At 34.2% G+C, this 17,617-nt stretch carries 16 protein-coding genes; 11 read left to right on the plus strand and 5 right to left on the minus strand.

What is annotated here, in order from left to right; all coding sequences use genetic code 11:
* Positions 1 to 40 precede the first annotated feature (40 nt).
* Positions 41 to 2,875: a leucine--tRNA ligase gene (gene leuS, locus D1J36_RS03465; protein ID WP_154137757.1), complete on the minus strand. Its 2,835-nt coding sequence runs from the start codon at positions 2,873 to 2,875 to the stop codon at positions 41 to 43.
* Positions 2,876 to 3,065: 190 nt separating this feature from the next.
* Between leuS and D1J36_RS03470 the strand changes: the two genes are divergently transcribed.
* From D1J36_RS03470 to D1J36_RS03490, 5 genes are all read left to right on the plus strand, one after another.
* Positions 3,066 to 3,818 carry a glycosyltransferase family 2 protein gene (locus D1J36_RS03470; RefSeq protein ID WP_154137756.1) on the plus strand — a complete coding sequence of 251 codons (753 nt, stop codon included), beginning with the start codon at positions 3,066 to 3,068 and terminating at the stop codon, positions 3,816 to 3,818.
* Positions 3,819 to 4,011: 193 nt separating this feature from the next.
* A complete protein-coding gene (locus tag D1J36_RS03475) occupies positions 4,012 to 5,535 on the plus strand; it encodes a Do family serine endopeptidase (protein WP_154137755.1) in 1,524 nt (507 codons plus the stop codon).
* A 138-nt stretch (positions 5,536 to 5,673) separates the two neighbouring features.
* Entirely contained in the window at positions 5,674 to 6,918 is a 1,245-nt protein-coding gene (locus D1J36_RS03480) for a peptidase U32 family protein (protein WP_154137754.1), read from the plus strand.
* A 3-nt stretch (positions 6,919 to 6,921) separates the two neighbouring features.
* A complete protein-coding gene (locus tag D1J36_RS03485; protein ID WP_004917220.1) occupies positions 6,922 to 7,152 on the plus strand; it encodes a ferredoxin in 231 nt (76 codons plus the stop codon).
* Positions 7,153 to 7,155: 3 nt separating this feature from the next.
* Entirely contained in the window at positions 7,156 to 7,713 is a 558-nt protein-coding gene (locus tag D1J36_RS03490) for a 5-formyltetrahydrofolate cyclo-ligase (protein ID WP_154137753.1), read from the plus strand.
* Here D1J36_RS03490 and D1J36_RS03495 read toward each other — a convergent pair.
* Both D1J36_RS03495 and D1J36_RS03500 read right to left on the minus strand, forming a co-directional pair.
* The gene (locus tag D1J36_RS03495; RefSeq protein ID WP_153928776.1) at positions 7,677 to 8,249 is read right to left on the minus strand and encodes a hypothetical protein; all 573 of its coding nucleotides are present in this window, start codon (positions 8,247 to 8,249) and stop codon (positions 7,677 to 7,679) included. The two genes, D1J36_RS03490 and D1J36_RS03495, sit on opposite strands and share 37 nt — an antisense overlap.
* A 6-nt stretch (positions 8,250 to 8,255) precedes the next feature.
* Positions 8,256 to 9,404, minus strand: a complete 1,149-nt coding sequence (locus D1J36_RS03500; protein ID WP_154137752.1) for a hypothetical protein — start codon at positions 9,402 to 9,404, stop codon at positions 8,256 to 8,258.
* Positions 9,405 to 9,529: 125 nt separating this feature from the next.
* Between D1J36_RS03500 and D1J36_RS03505 the strand changes: the two genes are divergently transcribed.
* Positions 9,530 to 9,877: a hypothetical protein gene (locus D1J36_RS03505; protein ID WP_154137751.1), complete on the plus strand. Its 348-nt coding sequence runs from the start codon at positions 9,530 to 9,532 to the stop codon at positions 9,875 to 9,877.
* Positions 9,878 to 10,021: 144 nt separating this feature from the next.
* Here D1J36_RS03505 and serS read toward each other — a convergent pair whose 3' ends face one another.
* Together serS and D1J36_RS03515 are read right to left on the minus strand one after the other, a co-directional pair.
* Positions 10,022 to 11,290: a serine--tRNA ligase gene (gene serS, locus D1J36_RS03510; RefSeq protein ID WP_154137750.1), complete on the minus strand. Its 1,269-nt coding sequence runs from the start codon at positions 11,288 to 11,290 to the stop codon at positions 10,022 to 10,024.
* Positions 11,291 to 11,338: 48 nt separating this feature from the next.
* On the minus strand, positions 11,339 to 11,842 hold the full coding sequence (locus tag D1J36_RS03515) for a hypothetical protein (RefSeq protein ID WP_109475276.1): 504 nt from the start codon (positions 11,840 to 11,842) through the stop codon (positions 11,339 to 11,341).
* Between the two features lie 74 nt (positions 11,843 to 11,916).
* Here D1J36_RS03515 and tilS point away from each other — a divergent pair, with 74 nt between their 5' ends.
* The 5 genes from tilS (at position 11,917) to D1J36_RS03540 (ending at position 17,559) form a co-directional block, all read left to right on the plus strand.
* Positions 11,917 to 13,200: a tRNA lysidine(34) synthetase TilS gene (gene tilS, locus D1J36_RS03520; protein ID WP_154137748.1), complete on the plus strand. Its 1,284-nt coding sequence runs from the start codon at positions 11,917 to 11,919 to the stop codon at positions 13,198 to 13,200.
* A gap of 10 nt (positions 13,201 to 13,210) precedes the next feature.
* Positions 13,211 to 15,283 (plus strand): protein-disulfide reductase DsbD family protein, encoded by a 2,073-nt coding sequence (locus tag D1J36_RS03525; RefSeq protein ID WP_154137747.1) that lies wholly within the window; start codon positions 13,211 to 13,213, stop codon positions 15,281 to 15,283.
* Positions 15,284 to 15,506: 223 nt separating this feature from the next.
* The gene (locus D1J36_RS03530; RefSeq protein WP_154137746.1) at positions 15,507 to 16,265 is read left to right on the plus strand and encodes an alpha/beta fold hydrolase; all 759 of its coding nucleotides are present in this window, start codon (positions 15,507 to 15,509) and stop codon (positions 16,263 to 16,265) included.
* A gap of 135 nt (positions 16,266 to 16,400) precedes the next feature.
* Entirely contained in the window at positions 16,401 to 16,877 is a 477-nt protein-coding gene (locus tag D1J36_RS03535; protein ID WP_154137745.1) for a hypothetical protein, read from the plus strand.
* 160 nt (positions 16,878 to 17,037) lie between these two features.
* Entirely contained in the window at positions 17,038 to 17,559 is a 522-nt protein-coding gene (locus D1J36_RS03540; RefSeq protein ID WP_154137744.1) for a hypothetical protein, read from the plus strand.
* Positions 17,560 to 17,617: the final 58 nt, after the last annotated feature.

Consider the following 17,617-nt stretch of genomic DNA (forward strand, 5'->3'; position numbering starts at 1 on the left):
AAGTGTTAAATTTTTATTAAAAAACTTATTTTTACTCTATTTAGAATACAATATTGATGATTTTTTTAGGTACTACAATGATTTTTTTGATACTATTACCATCTAAATACTGCAATACTTTATCATTTTCTATTGCTATTTTCTCAATTTCCTCCTTAGATAAATCTGCAGAAAGAGGTAATTTAAATCTCATTTTACCATTAAAACTTACCGGATACTCTATTTCGTCTTCTCTTAGATACTCTTCATTAAGAGCAGGAAACTCTACAAACTCAATAGACTCATTATATCCTAATAATTGCCATAGCTCTTCACAAATGTGAGGTGCGTAAGGAGATATAACAACCGCCAATGGCTCTAAAATCTTTCTTTTATTGGTTTTCAGCTTTTGTAATTCGTTCACTGCTATCATAAACGAAGACACGGAAGTATTAAATGAGAAGTTATCTATATCAAATTTTACTTTCTTTATTAAAGTATGTAGTACTTTGTACTCTTCTTTAGTTGGTTCTTCGTCTGATATATTGACCTCATCTCCATCAAAGTAAAGATTATAAAACTTCTTTAAAAAGCCATAAACTCCCGAAAGCCCTTGTGTATTCCATGGTTTACTTTGTTCTAAAGGACCAAGGAACATTTCGTAAAGTCTTAAACAATCCGCACCATATTCTTCGCAGATGTCGTCTGGATTTACCACATTATATTTAGACTTAGACATTTTTTCTACCTCTCGCTCTGTGATGTACTTATCGTCTTCCAAGATAAACTCTGCGTCTTTGAACTCTGGTCGCCATTGTTTGAAGGCATCAGTATCTAATTCATCGCTCGTTCCTTTTAATAAAGCTACATCTACATGGATTTTTTGAGTTTGATAATCTTTCGCCAAGTTTTTAGAAACAAACTGATTCGTCCCATCTACTCGGAAAACAAAGGCACTCATTCCCAAAATCATTCCTTGGTTGATTAGCTTTTGGAATGGTTCTTCGTGACTGATAAAACCTCTATCTTTTAAAAACATATTCCAAAAACGAGCATATAATAAATGTCCTGTAGCATGTTCGCTTCCTCCTATATATAAATCTACCTGCCCCCAATAGTCAGATTTTTCTTTAGCACAAAAAACTTCATCATTAGTAGAATCCATATACCTTAAGAAATACCACGAACTACCTGCCCAACCAGGCATCGTAGATAACTCCATTGGAAATACCGTTTTATTATCAATTAAATCCACAGAAGTTACTCGCTGATTAACTTCGTCCCACGCGAAATTCTTTGCATTTCCCAACGGTGGGTCTCCATCTTCAGTAGGTAAATATTTCTCTACCTCTGGCAACTCAAGTGGCAAGGCAGACAAAGGCAAAGTATACGGCATCTCCTCTTTATAGTAGATAGGCACTGGCTCTCCCCAATATCTCTGTCTAGAGAAAATAGCATCTCTCTGTCTATAGTTTGTAGTGCCTTTACCTATACCTAAATTTTCTATTTCTTGTATAACCCTCTGTTTTGCATCTTTGTAATTTAATCCATCTAAAAAGTCAGAATTAACACAAGTGCTTTCTTTAGAATCAAAAGACTCTTCTTGAACATCTATATCGGTAGCTACAACTTTTTTAATTGGCAATCCAAAATACTTTGCAAATCTATGGTCTCTATCATCGTGTGCAGGTACTGCCATTACCGCACCCGTACCATAACCCATAAGCACATAGTCTGATATATGTATAGGTATAAGTTCTTTAGTAAATGGGTGGGTTACATAACTCCCTGTAAAAGCCCCAGATACAGACTTGACATCTGCCATTCTATCTCTTTCCGTCTTTTTAGAAGTTTCTTCTATATACTGATTTATAGCATTTTTTTGTTCTTCTGTTGTTAGCTTTTCCACCAAATGATGTTCTGGCGCTAACACCATGAAGCTCACTCCAAAAATAGTGTCTGGACGAGTGGTAAAAACTTCTATACTCTCTCCTTCTAAAAAACCATCTACAGAAAACTGAACTAATGCTCCTTGAGATTTCCCAATCCAATACTCTTGGGAATCTTTAAGAGGTTGTGGCCAATCCAAAGTATTCAATCCTTGTAATAGTCTTTCAGAATATGCCGTAATCCTCATACTCCACTGCATCATTTTTTTCTGAAAGACAGGGTAACCACCTCTTTCGGACTTACCATCTTTTACTTCATCATTAGCTAAAACCGTTCCCAATGCAGGACACCAATTAACCGTAGTTTCTGCACGGTAGGCTAATCTATAATTTAAAAGTATATCTTGTTTATCTTGCTCCGATGCTGAATTCCACTCTTCTGATGTAAATGATAATTCATCGGTTTGCACTGCATTAAGTCCCTCAGTACCCTTAGTTTCAAATTGAGCTATAAGCGTATCAATAGACTCCGCTTTATCTGTATCTTTATTATACCACGAATGAAACAACTGAATAAATATCCATTGAGTCCACTTGTAGTAAGAAGCGTCTGATGTTCTCAGCTCTCTACTCCAATCAAATGAAAACCCAATTTTTCTCAATTGCTCTTCATACCTAGTGATGTTATTTTCCGTAGTTACCGCAGGGTGCTGCCCTGTCTGTATGGCGTATTGTTCCGCAGGAAGTCCAAAAGAGTCATAACCTATTGGGTGAAGTACATTATACCCCTGATGCCTTTTATATCTTGCGTAAATGTCCGATGCTATATACCCCAGTGGATGCCCCACGTGAAGACCCGCCCCAGAAGGATAAGGGAACATATCTAGCACATAAAATTTCGGCTTATTTTTTTCAACACCTGACTTCGGCTCTTGGCTTTTAAAAATTTGGTTATCGTCCCAATATTTTTGCCATTTCTTTTCTATTTCTTGATGATTATAAAACATTCTTCTAGGAGAATTAAAGGTTACAAATTATTTAAACGAACCACAAATTTAATAGTTTGAAATAGAAATAACGATTTTTCAATTAATATTTTTAATTGTATCACTAACAAATAATTTGAATTTACTCCAAAAAAGGCAATTTAAAACTCCCTTATCTTTACTTATCTTTGCAAAAATTAAAAAGTAGGTTATGCCCGAAGTCTCTATTATAACGCCTTGTTACAATGCTTCTAAGTTTTTAAAAGAAACTATAAACTCTGTGCTCAATCAAACCTTTACAAATTGGGAGTGGATTATTTCTGACGATAACTCCAAGGATAATTCAGTAGAGATTATAAAACAGATTAACGACCCAAGAATAAAACTGATAGAATCTAAACAAAACGGTGGAGCAGGAAAGGCTAGAAACCTAGCACTAGAACTAGCAACAGGCAGATATATTACCTTCCTAGATGCTGACGATTTATGGGAAACTAATTTTCTTGAAGAAATGGTATCCTTTATGAAAAGAGAAAATGCAGAACTTGCTTACTCTAACTATGCTAGATGTGATGAAAATTTGACGCCCATCATAGAAGACTTTAAGGCTGACAAAATAGTAACATTCAACAACCTACTAAAAACATGCAGACTTTCCTTACTATCTTCTATGTACGATAGCCAAAGAGTGGGCAAAGAATTCTTCCCTGAAGGCTCTAAAAGAGAAGACCATGTTATGTGGCTTAACCTATTAAAGAAAATTCCGCAAGGAAAGCCACTCCCTAAAACAATGGCAAAATATCGTATGCATAGTAATAGTGTCTCTAGAAAAAAGAGTAACATTATTAAGGACCAATACTTAGTTTATAAAGATTTTATGAATTTTTCTACCTTAAAATCACTCTACTATACGGCGCATTGGGCTTTTAATGGCTTTTTAAAGTACGCTAAATGGTTTAATTAAAATAATCAAACGGAAATTTTGTCATAAAAATTTAACATTATAAAAAATATAATTCCGTTATTTTCATTAAAAACACATAATTATAGTTAAAAATTAGTTAAATACAGGCGAAAAGATTACAAATTAAGAACGGTTTAGAGTATTTTTGCATAGTATTTGTTTAGTACACTTTGAATTTATAAAAATAAATAAAATGAAAAATAATCTAAAAAAACTCATACCTCTAGCTGCCGTAGGCGTAGTTTCTGCAGCAACTACTTTTGGAACTATTGAATATTTTAAAAACGATAACATTGCTGACTCTTCGTATTTCCATACTGCTAAAAATGACAGTCAGTTTACAGGACTTAATGCTGCCGCTTTAGGAGATGATTTCGTAAAAGCAGCCAAAACTACAGTACCTGCCGTGGTAACCATAAAAAATTATCAAAATAACACTAGAACTTCTAGAAGCTCTGAACAAGACCTACTTGACTTTTTCTTTGGCGACCCATTCAACAGAAGTCAAAGACAAAGACAACAACAGCAAGCACCACAAGATATGCCTACTGGTCTAGGTTCTGGGGTGATTATCTCTCCTGACGGATACATCATTTCTAATAATCACGTAGTAGCAGGAGCTAGTAAACTAGAAGTAACCCTAAGCAACAAAAAAACTTATGTAGCTAAGCTTATAGGAAGCGATCCTTCTACCGACATTGCACTATTAAAAATAGAAGATAGCGGACTACCTTACCTTAACTTCGCAAACTCAGATTTGCTAGAAGTGGGACAATGGGTAGTAGCTGTAGGAAATCCTCTAGGACTTAACTCTACCGTAACTGCAGGTATCGTTTCTGCAAAAGGAAGAAGCATTGACCTTTTAAGACAACAATCTAAAACCCCGATTGAAAGCTTTATACAAACAGATGCTGTAATTAACAGAGGTAATAGTGGCGGAGCTTTAGTAAATCTTAATGGAGATTTAGTGGGTATTAACTCTGCTATTTCCTCATCATCTGGATATTATGAAGGATATGGCTTCGCTGTTCCGTCTAACTTAGCAAGAAAAGTTGTAGAAGACATTAAGAAGTTTGGAATAGTACAAAGAGGGTTTCTAGGAATTAGTTCATTAGACTTATCTGACGAGACACAAGTAAAAATATACAACCAGCAGACTAAAAGCAACTTAAAATCAGGAAACGGAATCTACGTTACGGAAATCTCCAATAATAGTGGCGCCGAAGATGCTGGTCTTAAAAAAGGAGATGTCATCGTTCAAATAGATGATAGTAAAATTACTGATTTTGCTGACCTATCTCTAGCTATTGGTAGCAAAAGACCTGGAGATACCGTAATGGTAACTTACCTAAGAGACGGAAAAACTAAAACTGTAAGAGCCACACTAAAAGACCAAAGTGGAAATACAAAAACTAGAACTAAAGCTGACCTTACTGTCGTTGAAAAACTAGGAGCTAAATTCCAATCTTTAAGTGATGAAAACAAAGTCTATTACGGTCTTAGAAGTGGTGTAGTAGTTACAGATATAGACGAAAACAGCCTTCTTGCTAGCAAAACAGGTATTGATAACAACTATATCATCACAGAGGTTAATGGCAAACCCGTTAATTCTCAGAAGGATATAGAAAATATTTTAGAAAACTACAAAGGTATTGTCTCTATAAAATATTTAGATGTTTATGGACGTTTAACTAGTAGAGGATTTAATATGCCTTAGATAGAAAACCATTTAACTAATCCTTATTCTCCCTCTTTTCCTAATGGAAAGGAGGGATCTTTAATATTTATGCCACAACGATAGAACTTAATAGCCTATTATAAAAATTTCTATCTTTGCAAAAATTTTTTTGACCCAATGACTAAAAGCGGAAAAATAGAACTAATGTGTCCTGCAGGAGATTTCACTTCTCTTCAGGCAGCTTTAGATAATGGTGCAGACTCTGTCTATTTCGGTGTAGAACAGCTTAACATGAGAGCTAGAGCTTCTATGAACTTTACCATAGATGACTTACCCGAAATCAGCAGAAGATGCCAAGAAAAAGGTGTAAGAACATACCTTACCCTCAACACTATTATTTATGACCACGATTTATCAATCATAAAAACCCTTTTAGACAAGGCAAAAGAAGCCAACCTTACCGCCGTTATTGCTATGGATCAGGCTGTGATTGCTTACGCAAGGCAGATTGGTATGGAGGTGCATATTTCTACCCAAATTAACATTACCAATATAGAAACTGTAAAATTCTATGCAATGTTTGCAGACACTATGGTAATGAGTAGAGAATTAAGTATCAGCCAAGTAAAAAAGATTTGTACTCAAATAGAAAAGGAGCAAATTAAAGGTCCTTCTGGAAATTTAGTAGAAATAGAAATATTTGGACACGGAGCTTTATGTATGGCAGTTTCTGGGAAGTGTTATCTAAGTCTACATTCACATAATTCTTCTGCTAACCGTGGGGCTTGTAAGCAAAATTGCCGAAAAAAATATACTGTAATAGACCAAGAAAGCGGTTTTGAAATAGAACTTGACAACGAGTATATGATGTCTCCTAAAGACTTATGTACCATCAATTTCTTAGATCAAATTGTAGATGCAGGGGTTAAAGTTCTAAAAATAGAAGGCAGAGGGCGCGCTCCAGAGTATGTAGCCACCGTAACCAAGTGCTATAGAGAAGCCATAGACAGTATAGAAGACGGCTCTTTTTCTCAAGAGAAAGTAGCAGAATGGATGAGGCAGCTAGAAACCGTTTATAATAGAGGTTTTTGGAGTGGCTACTATTTAGGACAAGAACTAGGAGAATGGTCTCCAAACCCAGGCTCTAATGCTACACAAAAGAAACTTTACATAGGCAAAGGCAGACATTATTATCCAAAATCTAGTATTGCCGAGTTTTTAATCGAAGCATACGATTTGAATGTGGGCGATAAAGTTTTAATCCAAGGACCTACCACAGGTTCTCAAGAGTTAGAAATTACCGAAATGATGGTAGATGGAAAGGGCATTAGCGAAAAAGCTACTAAAAGTGAGGTCATCACATTCAAAACCGATTTCCGTGTAAGACCTAGTGACAAGCTTTATAAAATTGTTAAGGCATAACTTATGGTTATTGTTACGCTACAACGAGATAAATGCATTGGGTGCAACTACTGTGCGGAGTTTGCTCCAGAATACTTTAGAATGTCAAAGAAAGATGGTAAGTCTGTTCTGTTAAAATCCACCGATAAAAAAGGATTTCACACAATAAAAGTGCCTCTACCAGAAGCTTTTGAACCTTGCGATAAGGCAGCTAAGGCGTGTCCTGTAAAAATAATTTCTGTAAAAGAAATCTAACTTATGACCAAAGCGGAACTTAGAAAAATTTATCTAGAAAAAAGAAAACAACTTTCTGAAAATACCATAAATGAGCTATCAAAAAAAATAGCTCATTTATTCTTTTTACAATTTAACCCTACTGAAAATCAAAACATTCATTGTTTTATTCCTATAAAGAGGTTTAAGGAAGTTAATACTTTACCTCTTATAGAGTCTTGTTTTTCAAAAAAAATAAATGTATTTGTTCCAAAAATTATAGATACTGAAATGATAGCTATTGAACTGAAAGAAAGCACTCAGCTATCCGAAAACAAATGGGGAATATTGGAACCTTCTGAAAATACTAACGCGAATATAACTCACATTGATTATATCATCACACCTCTACTCTATTGTGATGATAAAGGCAACCGAGTAGGCTACGGAAAAGGCTTCTATGACCAACTTTTCACTACTATACCTCCTACTACAAAAATAGGAGTGAACTTTTTTTCACCTTTAGAAATCATAGACGATTTAAGAAACGAAGATATTTCGTTAGATTACCTTATAACACCTTCGGAGATACTATCTTTCTGAGGAGTGTAAAAATTGAGAAAATAAAACTTAAACTCTTTCTTAAACTTTTCTGGAAAAGGCTTTAGAATATATTGCACATTTCTTTCATAAACTCCTATTGAGGATTTTTTATTATCAAAATATTCTACTTTGACCACTGCCTGATTCAGTGTGTCTTTTTCACTATTTTTTTTCTTAATTTCTAAATTTTGCACCTTAACTGTCTTAACTCTTAGACTTTCTAATTCTTTAAACAGAGGTTTTAGCTTAAGAGTGTCAGGAGTCGCAAAATATTTAAGCAGCTGCGTATGGATTGTGGAGTCTATATCCGTATTCCTGTTACCAGACAAATAGAGAATAGACAAATCCATAACCTCCTGAACTTTTTGCTTAGTAATAGCATTTATAGCTTGTGCACTATCCATCTTAGCAACAGGATAAGAAGTAGCATTAGTTGTATTTCTTACTTTATCTAAATCACTGATTTCTTCCTTCTTTTCACAGGATAAAATCATCAATGCTATTAGAATGAATAATAAGTTTTTAAGTATTTTCATAAGTGTTTACTTTTCGTTATTTGTAATTCTAAATTTTATCATCACTATTTTACCATTCTTCATTTGAGTCCCTATAATTTCTAAATTTTTAAGAGAAGTTGTAGGGGTTGTCATCAAGGTTATATAGCGATCTTTTTCTAATATCTCCACCCCATAAGTTTCATTATCAAACACCTGATAAATTAAAGCATCGTTGCTTATAAGCCTACTTAACCTTTCTCTCTTCTTATTAACATCTTCATCTGCCTTCCTGGAATAATAGTTTAGCATAATAGCATAATCATCAGGCTTTAACTCTATAGTTTCATATTCTGGATAAGTAAGAGCATTCTCCAGATTTCTCACAATAGTATCTGTCTTATAATAAGGAGAAGATATTATCATCATGAGAGATTTTGATTTTGTAGTATATGTTAAAATATCATTCGGCTTTACCTTATGCAAGATAGGAGACTCACCTTCTTTTATGATTTTAACATCAAGGTAGTCGTTAATACTTGTATTTCTATCCGCATCAATAAACTTAAACGAATACTTTTTGGTCAAGATTAAGTCTGAAAAAATAATTCCCACAAGAACTAATAAAAGTATAAGTGTTGCCGAAATCCAAACATAAGAAGATTTAGTAAATTTTAAAGCTCTACTATTATTTTTCAACACCTCATCATTTTCAGCAACTACCTCTAAATCATAATTACTTTTTTGCAAAACAACATTTTTAACCTCATTAACATTATCAACAATTTCCTTAGAATTTATTGTTTTTTCTTGTTCCTGTTGATTATCTAAAACTGACTCATCAATACCATTTTGGAATACTTCCTCATTACTTTCGTCTATCTCACTAAGAATTTCATTAGCAAATAAATGATTTTTCTTAAAATCATACCAATTAGCATAACCCGCATAGCTAGAAAGAAGATTAAGCATATCTATTCTTGGTAATTTCTGTGTAGGAGAACTCTTAAAATAAGTATAAAAAGAGCGTTCACTAATATTTCCTTTCACCTTCTTTCTTAAATCTTCTTGAAAATAAACAATATCAATACCCTTCCATAAGGATATATCTTCCTCTGAAGGTGTATGAGACTCTAAAAAAACCTCCTGAATTTCCGCTTTAAGCTGTTCAAAGTGTAATAAATCTAAATCTGACAAATTTCAAAAATTTAACTTAAACCACTGATTTACAAAAATGTTTATTTGCAAAACTATTTTACAAAGATATTACAATAATTTTTCTAGCACAAATTTATTTCTCACCATATCTTTGCCTTGTTCAAATGAATGAACAGAGTAATAAACAAAAAAGAAACAAATTTAAAAAATTATTTAAAATTATGAAAAAGTCATTATTCGTAGCGGCTGTTGCTGCTTTAACTGTTGTAGCTTGTAAAAAAACTGAAAACGTTGAAACTGCTGCTGTAGATTCTACTGCTGTTGAGGCTGTTGATTCTGCTGCTGCTGTTGTTGATTCTGCTGCTACTGTTGTTGATTCTGCTGCTACTGTAGCTGCTGAAGGTGTTGGTGCTACTGCTGATGCTGCTGCTGACGCTGCTAAAGGTGCTGCTGATGCTGCTAAAGGTGCTGTTGACAACGCTGCTGATAAAGTAAAAGAAGCTGCTCACTAATCTAAAGTGATATACAGACAAACTAAGACACTCTAAATTTAGGGTGTCTTTTTATTTCATTTCAATATAATGATGTGATAAAATAATAGGCTATTTCTTTAATGAGATAGCCTATTTATTTTTTATATTTAAAATGAGTTTTTTTTATATACTCTCAAATCTTGTATACGCTCTTAGCTTTTCTGGAATTTTAATACCTTCTTCCGTTTGATTGTTCTCTAAAAGAGCTGCCATTACTCTAGGTAAAGCCATTGCAGAACCATTTAATGTATGTACTAACTGAGGTTTATCATCTCCTGATTTATATCTACATTTTAATCTATTAGCTTGAAAATTCTCAAAATTAGATACTGAAGATACCTCCAACCATCTCTGCTGAGCCGCACTCCACACCTCAAAATCGTAAGTAAGTGCAGAAGTAAAGCTCATATCACCACCACATAAACGCAAAATTCTAAATGGCAATTCCAAATCTTCTAAAATAGACTTTACATGAGCTACCATCTCATCTAGTGCAGCATAAGAATTTTCTGGCTTTTCTAGTCTTACTATCTCTACCTTTTCAAATTGATGAAGTCGGTTAAGCCCTCTTACATCAGCACCGTAGCTTCCTGCTTCCCTTCTGTAACATTGAGAAAAAGCCGTATTCTTTACAGGAAGTTTTTTCTCCTCCAAGATTACATCTCTATAAATATTGGTTACAGGCACTTCTGCTGTAGGAATAAGGTATAAATTATCCTCATTCACAAAATACATTTGCCCCTCTTTATCAGGAAGTTGCCCCGTACCATAACCAGAGGCTTCATTTACTACATGTGGCGGATTTACCTCTAGGTAACCTGCATCAGTATTTTTATCAAGAAAAAACTGCACCAAAGCCCTTTGTAACCTAGCTCCTTTACCTAAATAGACAGGAAAACCTGCTCCTGCTATTTTCACCCCCAGCTCAAAATCAATTAGATTGTGTTTTTTAGCGAGTTCCCAGTGTGGCAAAGCCTCTGTTCCCATTTCAAAAGTGTCACAAGACTGATACACCACCTCGTTATCATCTGCCGAACTACCTGCTTTTACAATATCTGCTGGTATGTTTGGGATTTGATAAAGAATATTCAGTAGAGATTCCTCCTTTTCTTTCAATAATTGTTGTAAATCCTGCGATTTCTGCTTAAACTCTCCTGTTTTAGTTTTAACCTCCTCTGCTTCTTGCTTCTTCCCTTCCTTCATTAGAAGACCTATCTCTTTGGAAATTTTATTCATTTGAGCTAAATTTTCATCTAACTCATACTGTATTTTCTTTCTTTCGTCATCAGTCGCTATTGCCTCATCTACAAGGTTTAGCTCCTTAAAATTTCTCTTTTTAAGCCCCTCTAAAACACGGCTTTTTTGCTCTCTTAAAAATTGAACTTGTAACATTGATATTTATTTAAAATAAGGAGTTTATATATTCCGCAAAAGTAAGCATTATTTTACGATTGTAATAACATTACTCGCCTGACTTTGCTTAGAAAAAATTTGATTATTATTCCAAAAAATTTCTTTGACTTGAAAAAGACTTGGCTGCCAAGAGTAAATAACTCTCATTGTATCTATTTCTGTGACGGAGGTAGAATCCGTTAGTTTTTTCTTCCAATTAAATGCAATATCCGATTGATAGTATTTTAAACTAGGAGACACCGAATCCTTTAAATTTCTAGTTGCTCCAGAAATATATTGAATATAATAGATAGAATCTACGCCCATCTTCCTAGAAAAACCCGAAGATAGATTAACCGAGCTATACGCTCCTCCCAAATCACTCAAAGTGAAACTAGCTCTATTTTGAGAAGTATTGGTATTAAGCAAATCTCTACCCGAAGTATCTTTTAGAAAAATATCTATCGTTTGGTCTATATACTGTACCTCAGCATCTTCCTTCCTACAAGAAAATACCAACAGTAAAATTATAAAAACTGTGTATCTTTTCATTATCACAAATATACTAAGTTTTAGTGGATTTAGACTTGCTTCTTCACTACCTAATTTTCTTGTATCTTTGGACAATGATTTCCGTGGATTTATTTAAAACTAAACTAAAGGAGCTACTACCTAACTACAGCAAACATCAATTTCTATTAGCAGTAAGTGGTGGAGCAGATTCTATGGTATTGGCTCATCTGATGAAACAAATAGATGCCAAAATAGAAATAGCTCACATCAACTATAAATTGCGAGGCGAAGATTCGGATAAAGACGCTGCATTAGTACAAGAATTCTGCGAGAAGCATCATATTCCGTTTCATTGTTATACCGTTTCGGATAAAGATGAAAAACCTTCGGGGTCTATTCAGCTATGGGCAAGAGAGCTTAGATATCAGTTCTTTAGAAATATTATGAAAAATCGGAGTCTAAGCTACCTCGTAACTGCTCACCACTTAAACGACCAACTAGAAACCTTTATCATCAATCTTTCTAGAGGTAGTGGCATCAAAGGATTAGTGGGTATTCCTAATAACGAAAACCATATTTTACGCCCTTTGCTAGATTTTAGCAAAGAGGAAATTTATCATTTTGCAGAAGCACATTCCGTAGCGTTTAGAGAAGATAAATCTAACCAAAAACAAGATTATCTTAGAAACAAGATAAGACATTCTGTTGTTCCAAAGCTAGGAGAAATCAATCCTGATTTTTTGGATAATTTTAGAAAGAGTATTGATTTTTTATCTGAAGCTAAATCCTTTATAAATCAACAAATTGAAGATAAAACAAAAGAGATTTCAATAAATACTGAAAACGAAACTATTATAAACCGACACGCTTTAGAAAAGGAATCTAGCTTTATTCAGTTTGAGATACTCAATAAATTTGGATTTAGCAATAAAGCGGAAATTAGTAAGATATTTACAGCAGAAACGGGGAAATCGTTTTATTCCAACGAGTACCAATTCCTCATCAATAGGGAACAACTTATTATTAGTAAAAAGGAAACTCTTTCTAATAATGATGAAGAAATCACGCTTCCCAGCGAAAAGGAAATAAAACTAGACCAATGGATAACCTACGAAAAAAAAGAGATTTTAGAATGGAACTTTGATGCAGATCAAATTTCCTTACCTCTAAAATTGAGGCATAAAGAGGCTGGCGACTTCTTTTATCCAAAAGGAATGATGGGGAGAAAAAAGGTTTCTAAATTTTTTAAAGACGAAAAATTGTCTATTTTAGCAAAATCAAAAATTTGGTTGCTGTGTGATAACGAAAATCGTGTTTTAGGCATTATACCTTTGAGACAAGACGGCAGATTTGCCTCTAACGACAAAACAGAAAAAAACATCAAAATTATTTTATAATTAAAAAGCTATGAAACTAAGATACTTATTACTTTTATGGTGGACTATGCTGGCCGTAAGCTTCTCGGCCCAAATAAAAGACCCCGTAAAATTCAAACTAAAAGTTAATGAATTGGGCAACCAAGAATATGAGGCTGTCCTTACCGCCACCCTAGAAAATGGTTGGCATATCTACTCCAAAGATTTACCCGAAGACAGTGGTATTCCTACTGAAATGAAAGTTTCAGGGACGAATATAGTTCCTGTGGGTAAAATTGTAGAAATTGGTAAAAAACACGACGAATTTTCAGAAGCCTTTGGTGCTAGGATTGTTTACTTCTCTAATACAGCCACATTCAAACAGAAATTTAAGCTAAAAGACGCTTCCAAACCTGCCAATGTAAACGTAGAAATTACTTATCAAACTTGTAACGACCGTGTATGTTTAGCTCCTAACACTTTAGAATTTGAGGAAAAAATTAAGGCTAATCTTACAGAAACCAACTCTAAAGAAAATGAACAAACACCATTACAAGAGGTTATTAAGGACACGGTAAATCAAAACACAAATCTAACCTCGGCAGAAAATATAACATCGTCCACACAAGCACTACAAGGAGAAAATTCTCTAAAGGTAGAATCTTTAAATCCTAAAGCACCGCTTACTGACTGCGGCGTAGCAACAGAAGAAGAAAGCTCTAGCAACTGGTGGATTCTTATTTTAGGCTTTATTGGAGGGCTTATTGCGTTATTAACACCTTGCGTTTTCCCTATGATTCCGCTCACGGTTTCATTCTTTACCAAAGGAGCTACCAATAAGGCTAAAGGTAAACGAGATGCTATTATCTATGGAATATTTATTTTGGTAATTTTTATTTTATTGAGTATCCCTTTCCATATTATAGACGGCATTTCTGGGAACATCTTTAATGATATTTCTACCAATGTTTGGCTTAACTTGTTCTTCTTTGGGATATTCTTATTCTTTGCGTTGAGCTTCTTTGGATATTACGATATTACACTCCCAAGCTGGATTGCCAACAAATCTTCAAAAGCGGAAGAAGCTGGTGGGCTAATTGGTATTTTCTTTATGGCTCTTACTTTGGTAATTGTATCATTCTCTTGTACAGGTCCTATACTTGGTAGCTTACTCGGTAGCGCCGTTACTGGTTCTAGTGATGTCCCAATGCTCCTCACCTTTGCTTTAGCTGGTTTTGGGCTGTCTTGGGCTATTGTATTCGGTGCGTTGGCATTGTTCCCTCAAGCGTTACAATCTTTACCAAAGTCTGGTGGCTGGATGAATACCGTAAAAGTAATACTCGGTTTTATAGAGTTAGCTTTGGCTCTTAAATTCCTTTCTAAAGCTGACCTTGTATCTAAAACTTTTTTATTAAAACGAGAGCTTTTCATTGTATTGTGGATTATCATCACCATAGGACTTGTATTATATCTATTTGGAAAAATAAGATTTCCGCACGATGATAAAAACGCCAAAATATCCACCACTCGTAAAGTTTTTGGAGTGCTCGGGATTGGGTTTGTTGTTTATTTAATCCAAGGGCTAGTTCCTTCGGACAGACCTAAATTACAGCTACTAAGTGGTATTTTGCCTCCTATCAATGTAAGCTACTTACACAACGAACAAGAAGGCATCTTGGGTATGCACCCAGAACACGACTTTTTCGTAGCTCTAGAACAAGCTAAAAAGGTAAACAAACCTATACTGATAGATTTCACAGGCTATGGTTGTGAAAACTGTAGAAAAATGGAGGAGTTTGTATGGTCTGAACCTGACATCTTACCTATCTTACAAAATGAAGTTGTCCTAGCGTCCTTATATGTAGATGATAAAGAGGAACTCCCTGAAAACGAACAAATAAAAATAGATATGGGTGGCGGTCAGAAGAAAAAAGTAAAAACAATAGGAGACCGCTGGAGCCTTTTCCAACAAGTGAATTTTAATAATAATTCTCAACCGCATTATGTTTTGGTAACGCCTGACGGAAAGGTCATCAATAAACCTGTATCGGGATATATGCCAAAAGAAGAGTTTAAACAATTCTTAGAATGTGGTGTAAATTGGTTCAAAAAAAATAAAAAGTAATTTAAAAACACAAAATCCCTTCATTAAACTCTAAAGAAGGGGTTTTGTTTGTATAAACGCCCACATTGCGTAAGGGATAGAGCGGATACCCCACAGGGAAGAAGCCGAGGAGCGACAATGACCGAGGAGTAGAAGCGATAGCCCGACCCTAGCCGTGGGAATAGCCTAGGCAAAGGGATACGCCCTTGTTTTTAGTATTATAAAAAATAATTTTCTGCTGAATATGCTTAATTACGAAATTTCTGGTAAGGGGCAAGAGCCTTTGGTCTTGTTGCACGGTTTTTTGGAAAACAATAGTATTTGGAACGATTTGGAGCCGTATTTATCCGAGCATTTTAGCCTAATCAAAATAGATTTACCAGGACACGGAAAATCGGAGGTGATGGGCGATGTCCATACGATGGAACTAATGGCGGAAGAAGTGAAAAAGGTAACTGACCACCTCAGTCTGTCTAAATTTCATATTTTGGGACATTCTATGGGCGGTTATGTAAGTCTTGCTTTTGCAGAAAAATGGCATACGCAACTTAAAAGCCTCACGCTTTTTTTCTCTACTTTCCAAGCTGATGACGATGCTAAAAAGGAACTGAGAAGAAAAAGCTTTAGAATCATACAAGAAAGTTTTTCTACTTATGTAGGAGCTGGCGTTCCGCTTTTGTTCAATCCGAACGAGAGAGAACAGCTGGATTCTAAAATAGAACAAGCTAAGAAAATAGCCCTAAGCACACCTACACAAGGGGCTCTAGCTGCCGTAAAAGGTATGATTGAACGAACAGATAAAAGAAATCTACTTGAACAGATAGAAACCAAAGTACTGGTATTAGCAGGGCGGTACGATGCCGCTGTAAACCACGAAGCATTGCTTAATCTTTTGCCACAAAGAGCATCTATAAAGCACTATCTCCTAGATTGTGGACACAACGGACATTGGGAACTCCCTAAAAATTGTGCGGAAATTATCAATAAAGAATTGATTTGCTAAAAAATTGCTAGTCTGATATTTTATATTTTGAAATACTATCCAGTAAAGTGTCTTCTGATACGCAAAAAAGCGTTAATGGCATTGAAAGCACCATGGCTTCCAAACTGAATGATATATAAATAATATACTTTAATAATGATTACTTTTTCAAAAAAAATTCGTTCTCTAAGAGAACTGGGACTAGCTACCATATTTTATATACTATTTCTGATGTTTATGTGGTGGTATATAGGTTATAATCCTTATTCTACTTTGGGAATATTCCTTTTATACTTTATAGTATATGCTTTACCTGTAATAGTTTTATTTTTCAACTATAAACAACACAGCTCCTACAAGACTTTTAACTTAAAGGAAATTAATAGTGCAGATATAGAAAAAGTACAACTAGTAGGAACAGGACATAAAATAAAAAACTCTCAGAATGCTTATACACTACCTTATTGTATGAACTTTTTTTACCTTAAAATCCATTTGAAAAATAGCTCGACCCCCATTATAATTACCAGTGTAGATGATTATAATGTAGAAAAAAACTTTCACAAACACTTCCCAAATATTAAAATAGAAAGGAAAATAGATGCATTCCCTTTATTACCGAACCAAAAATAAAAACTAATAATTTAACTACTGATAAAGTAATTTATGAGAAATAATCTAATCTATTGGGAACTCCTGCAAGAAAAATAATCCCTTATATACCAAAATACTATCACTAAATATGGAACCATTTTATCAACAATCATATTCGCAGAAATAAAAATAATATAGTATGGATTTAAAAATAACATTAAAAAGTCAACTCTATGCATTAAGAGAGCTTATTATAATAAGTATTGTTTATTTTGGACTTCTGTACTTGTTGTATTCAAATACAGAATTGGATTTGTTTAAAGTGTTGTTCCTATCAACATTTGCTTTTTATTTTATTGTTTTTCTTTTGCCTGTAATGGTATTGCATATTAATTATCTAAACAACAGCTATAAGCAGCTTAGTATTGAGCAAAATAAACTAACCATCAACAATACCGTTTATACAGAAAACGAGATTGATAAGATTAAGATTTATGCAACATCACAACATTTTAGCGATTCCGTTGGAGTATCTGCCTTACCATATAATGATTATTACTACTATATTAGGGTGGATTTAAAAAATGGAGAAAAAATAAATCTGTCCTCTTTGATAGATTATAAAATAGATAAAATAATTACAGAAAACTTTAAATCTATTAAAATAGATAAAAACTCTTCTTCTTTTGTTTCTCTACTAATAATTAAATCATACAGGTAAATAATTATACAGGTCAACTGGATAAACTATAAATCTAACTTTTTATACTTAAATTTGT

This window comes from Riemerella anatipestifer, assembly GCF_009670965.2.
Lineage (GTDB): Bacteria > Bacteroidota > Bacteroidia > Flavobacteriales > Weeksellaceae > Riemerella > Riemerella anatipestifer_B.

What these genes read in the sequence shown, in the direction of transcription:
- leuS (WP_154137757.1), bottom strand. Translation starts at nt 2,875, where the DNA reads ATGTTTTATAATCATCAAGAAATAGAAAAGAAATGGCAAAAATATTGG.
- D1J36_RS03470 (WP_154137756.1), top strand. Translation starts at nt 3,066, where the DNA reads ATGCCCGAAGTCTCTATTATAACGCCTTGTTACAATGCTTCTAAGTTT.
- D1J36_RS03475 (WP_154137755.1), top strand. Translation starts at nt 4,012, where the DNA reads ATGAAAAATAATCTAAAAAAACTCATACCTCTAGCTGCCGTAGGCGTA.
- D1J36_RS03480 (WP_154137754.1), top strand. Translation starts at nt 5,674, where the DNA reads ATGACTAAAAGCGGAAAAATAGAACTAATGTGTCCTGCAGGAGATTTC.
- D1J36_RS03485 (WP_004917220.1), top strand. Translation starts at nt 6,922, where the DNA reads ATGGTTATTGTTACGCTACAACGAGATAAATGCATTGGGTGCAACTAC.
- D1J36_RS03490 (WP_154137753.1), top strand. Translation starts at nt 7,156, where the DNA reads ATGACCAAAGCGGAACTTAGAAAAATTTATCTAGAAAAAAGAAAACAA.
- D1J36_RS03495 (WP_153928776.1), bottom strand. Translation starts at nt 8,249, where the DNA reads ATGAAAATACTTAAAAACTTATTATTCATTCTAATAGCATTGATGATT.
- D1J36_RS03505 (WP_154137751.1), top strand. Translation starts at nt 9,530, where the DNA reads ATGAATGAACAGAGTAATAAACAAAAAAGAAACAAATTTAAAAAATTA.
- serS (WP_154137750.1), bottom strand. Translation starts at nt 11,290, where the DNA reads ATGTTACAAGTTCAATTTTTAAGAGAGCAAAAAAGCCGTGTTTTAGAG.
- D1J36_RS03515 (WP_109475276.1), bottom strand. Translation starts at nt 11,842, where the DNA reads ATGAAAAGATACACAGTTTTTATAATTTTACTGTTGGTATTTTCTTGT.
- tilS (WP_154137748.1), top strand. Translation starts at nt 11,917, where the DNA reads ATGATTTCCGTGGATTTATTTAAAACTAAACTAAAGGAGCTACTACCT.
- D1J36_RS03525 (WP_154137747.1), top strand. Translation starts at nt 13,211, where the DNA reads ATGAAACTAAGATACTTATTACTTTTATGGTGGACTATGCTGGCCGTA.
- D1J36_RS03530 (WP_154137746.1), top strand. Translation starts at nt 15,507, where the DNA reads ATGCTTAATTACGAAATTTCTGGTAAGGGGCAAGAGCCTTTGGTCTTG.
- D1J36_RS03535 (WP_154137745.1), top strand. Translation starts at nt 16,401, where the DNA reads ATGATTACTTTTTCAAAAAAAATTCGTTCTCTAAGAGAACTGGGACTA.
- D1J36_RS03540 (WP_154137744.1), top strand. Translation starts at nt 17,038, where the DNA reads ATGGATTTAAAAATAACATTAAAAAGTCAACTCTATGCATTAAGAGAG.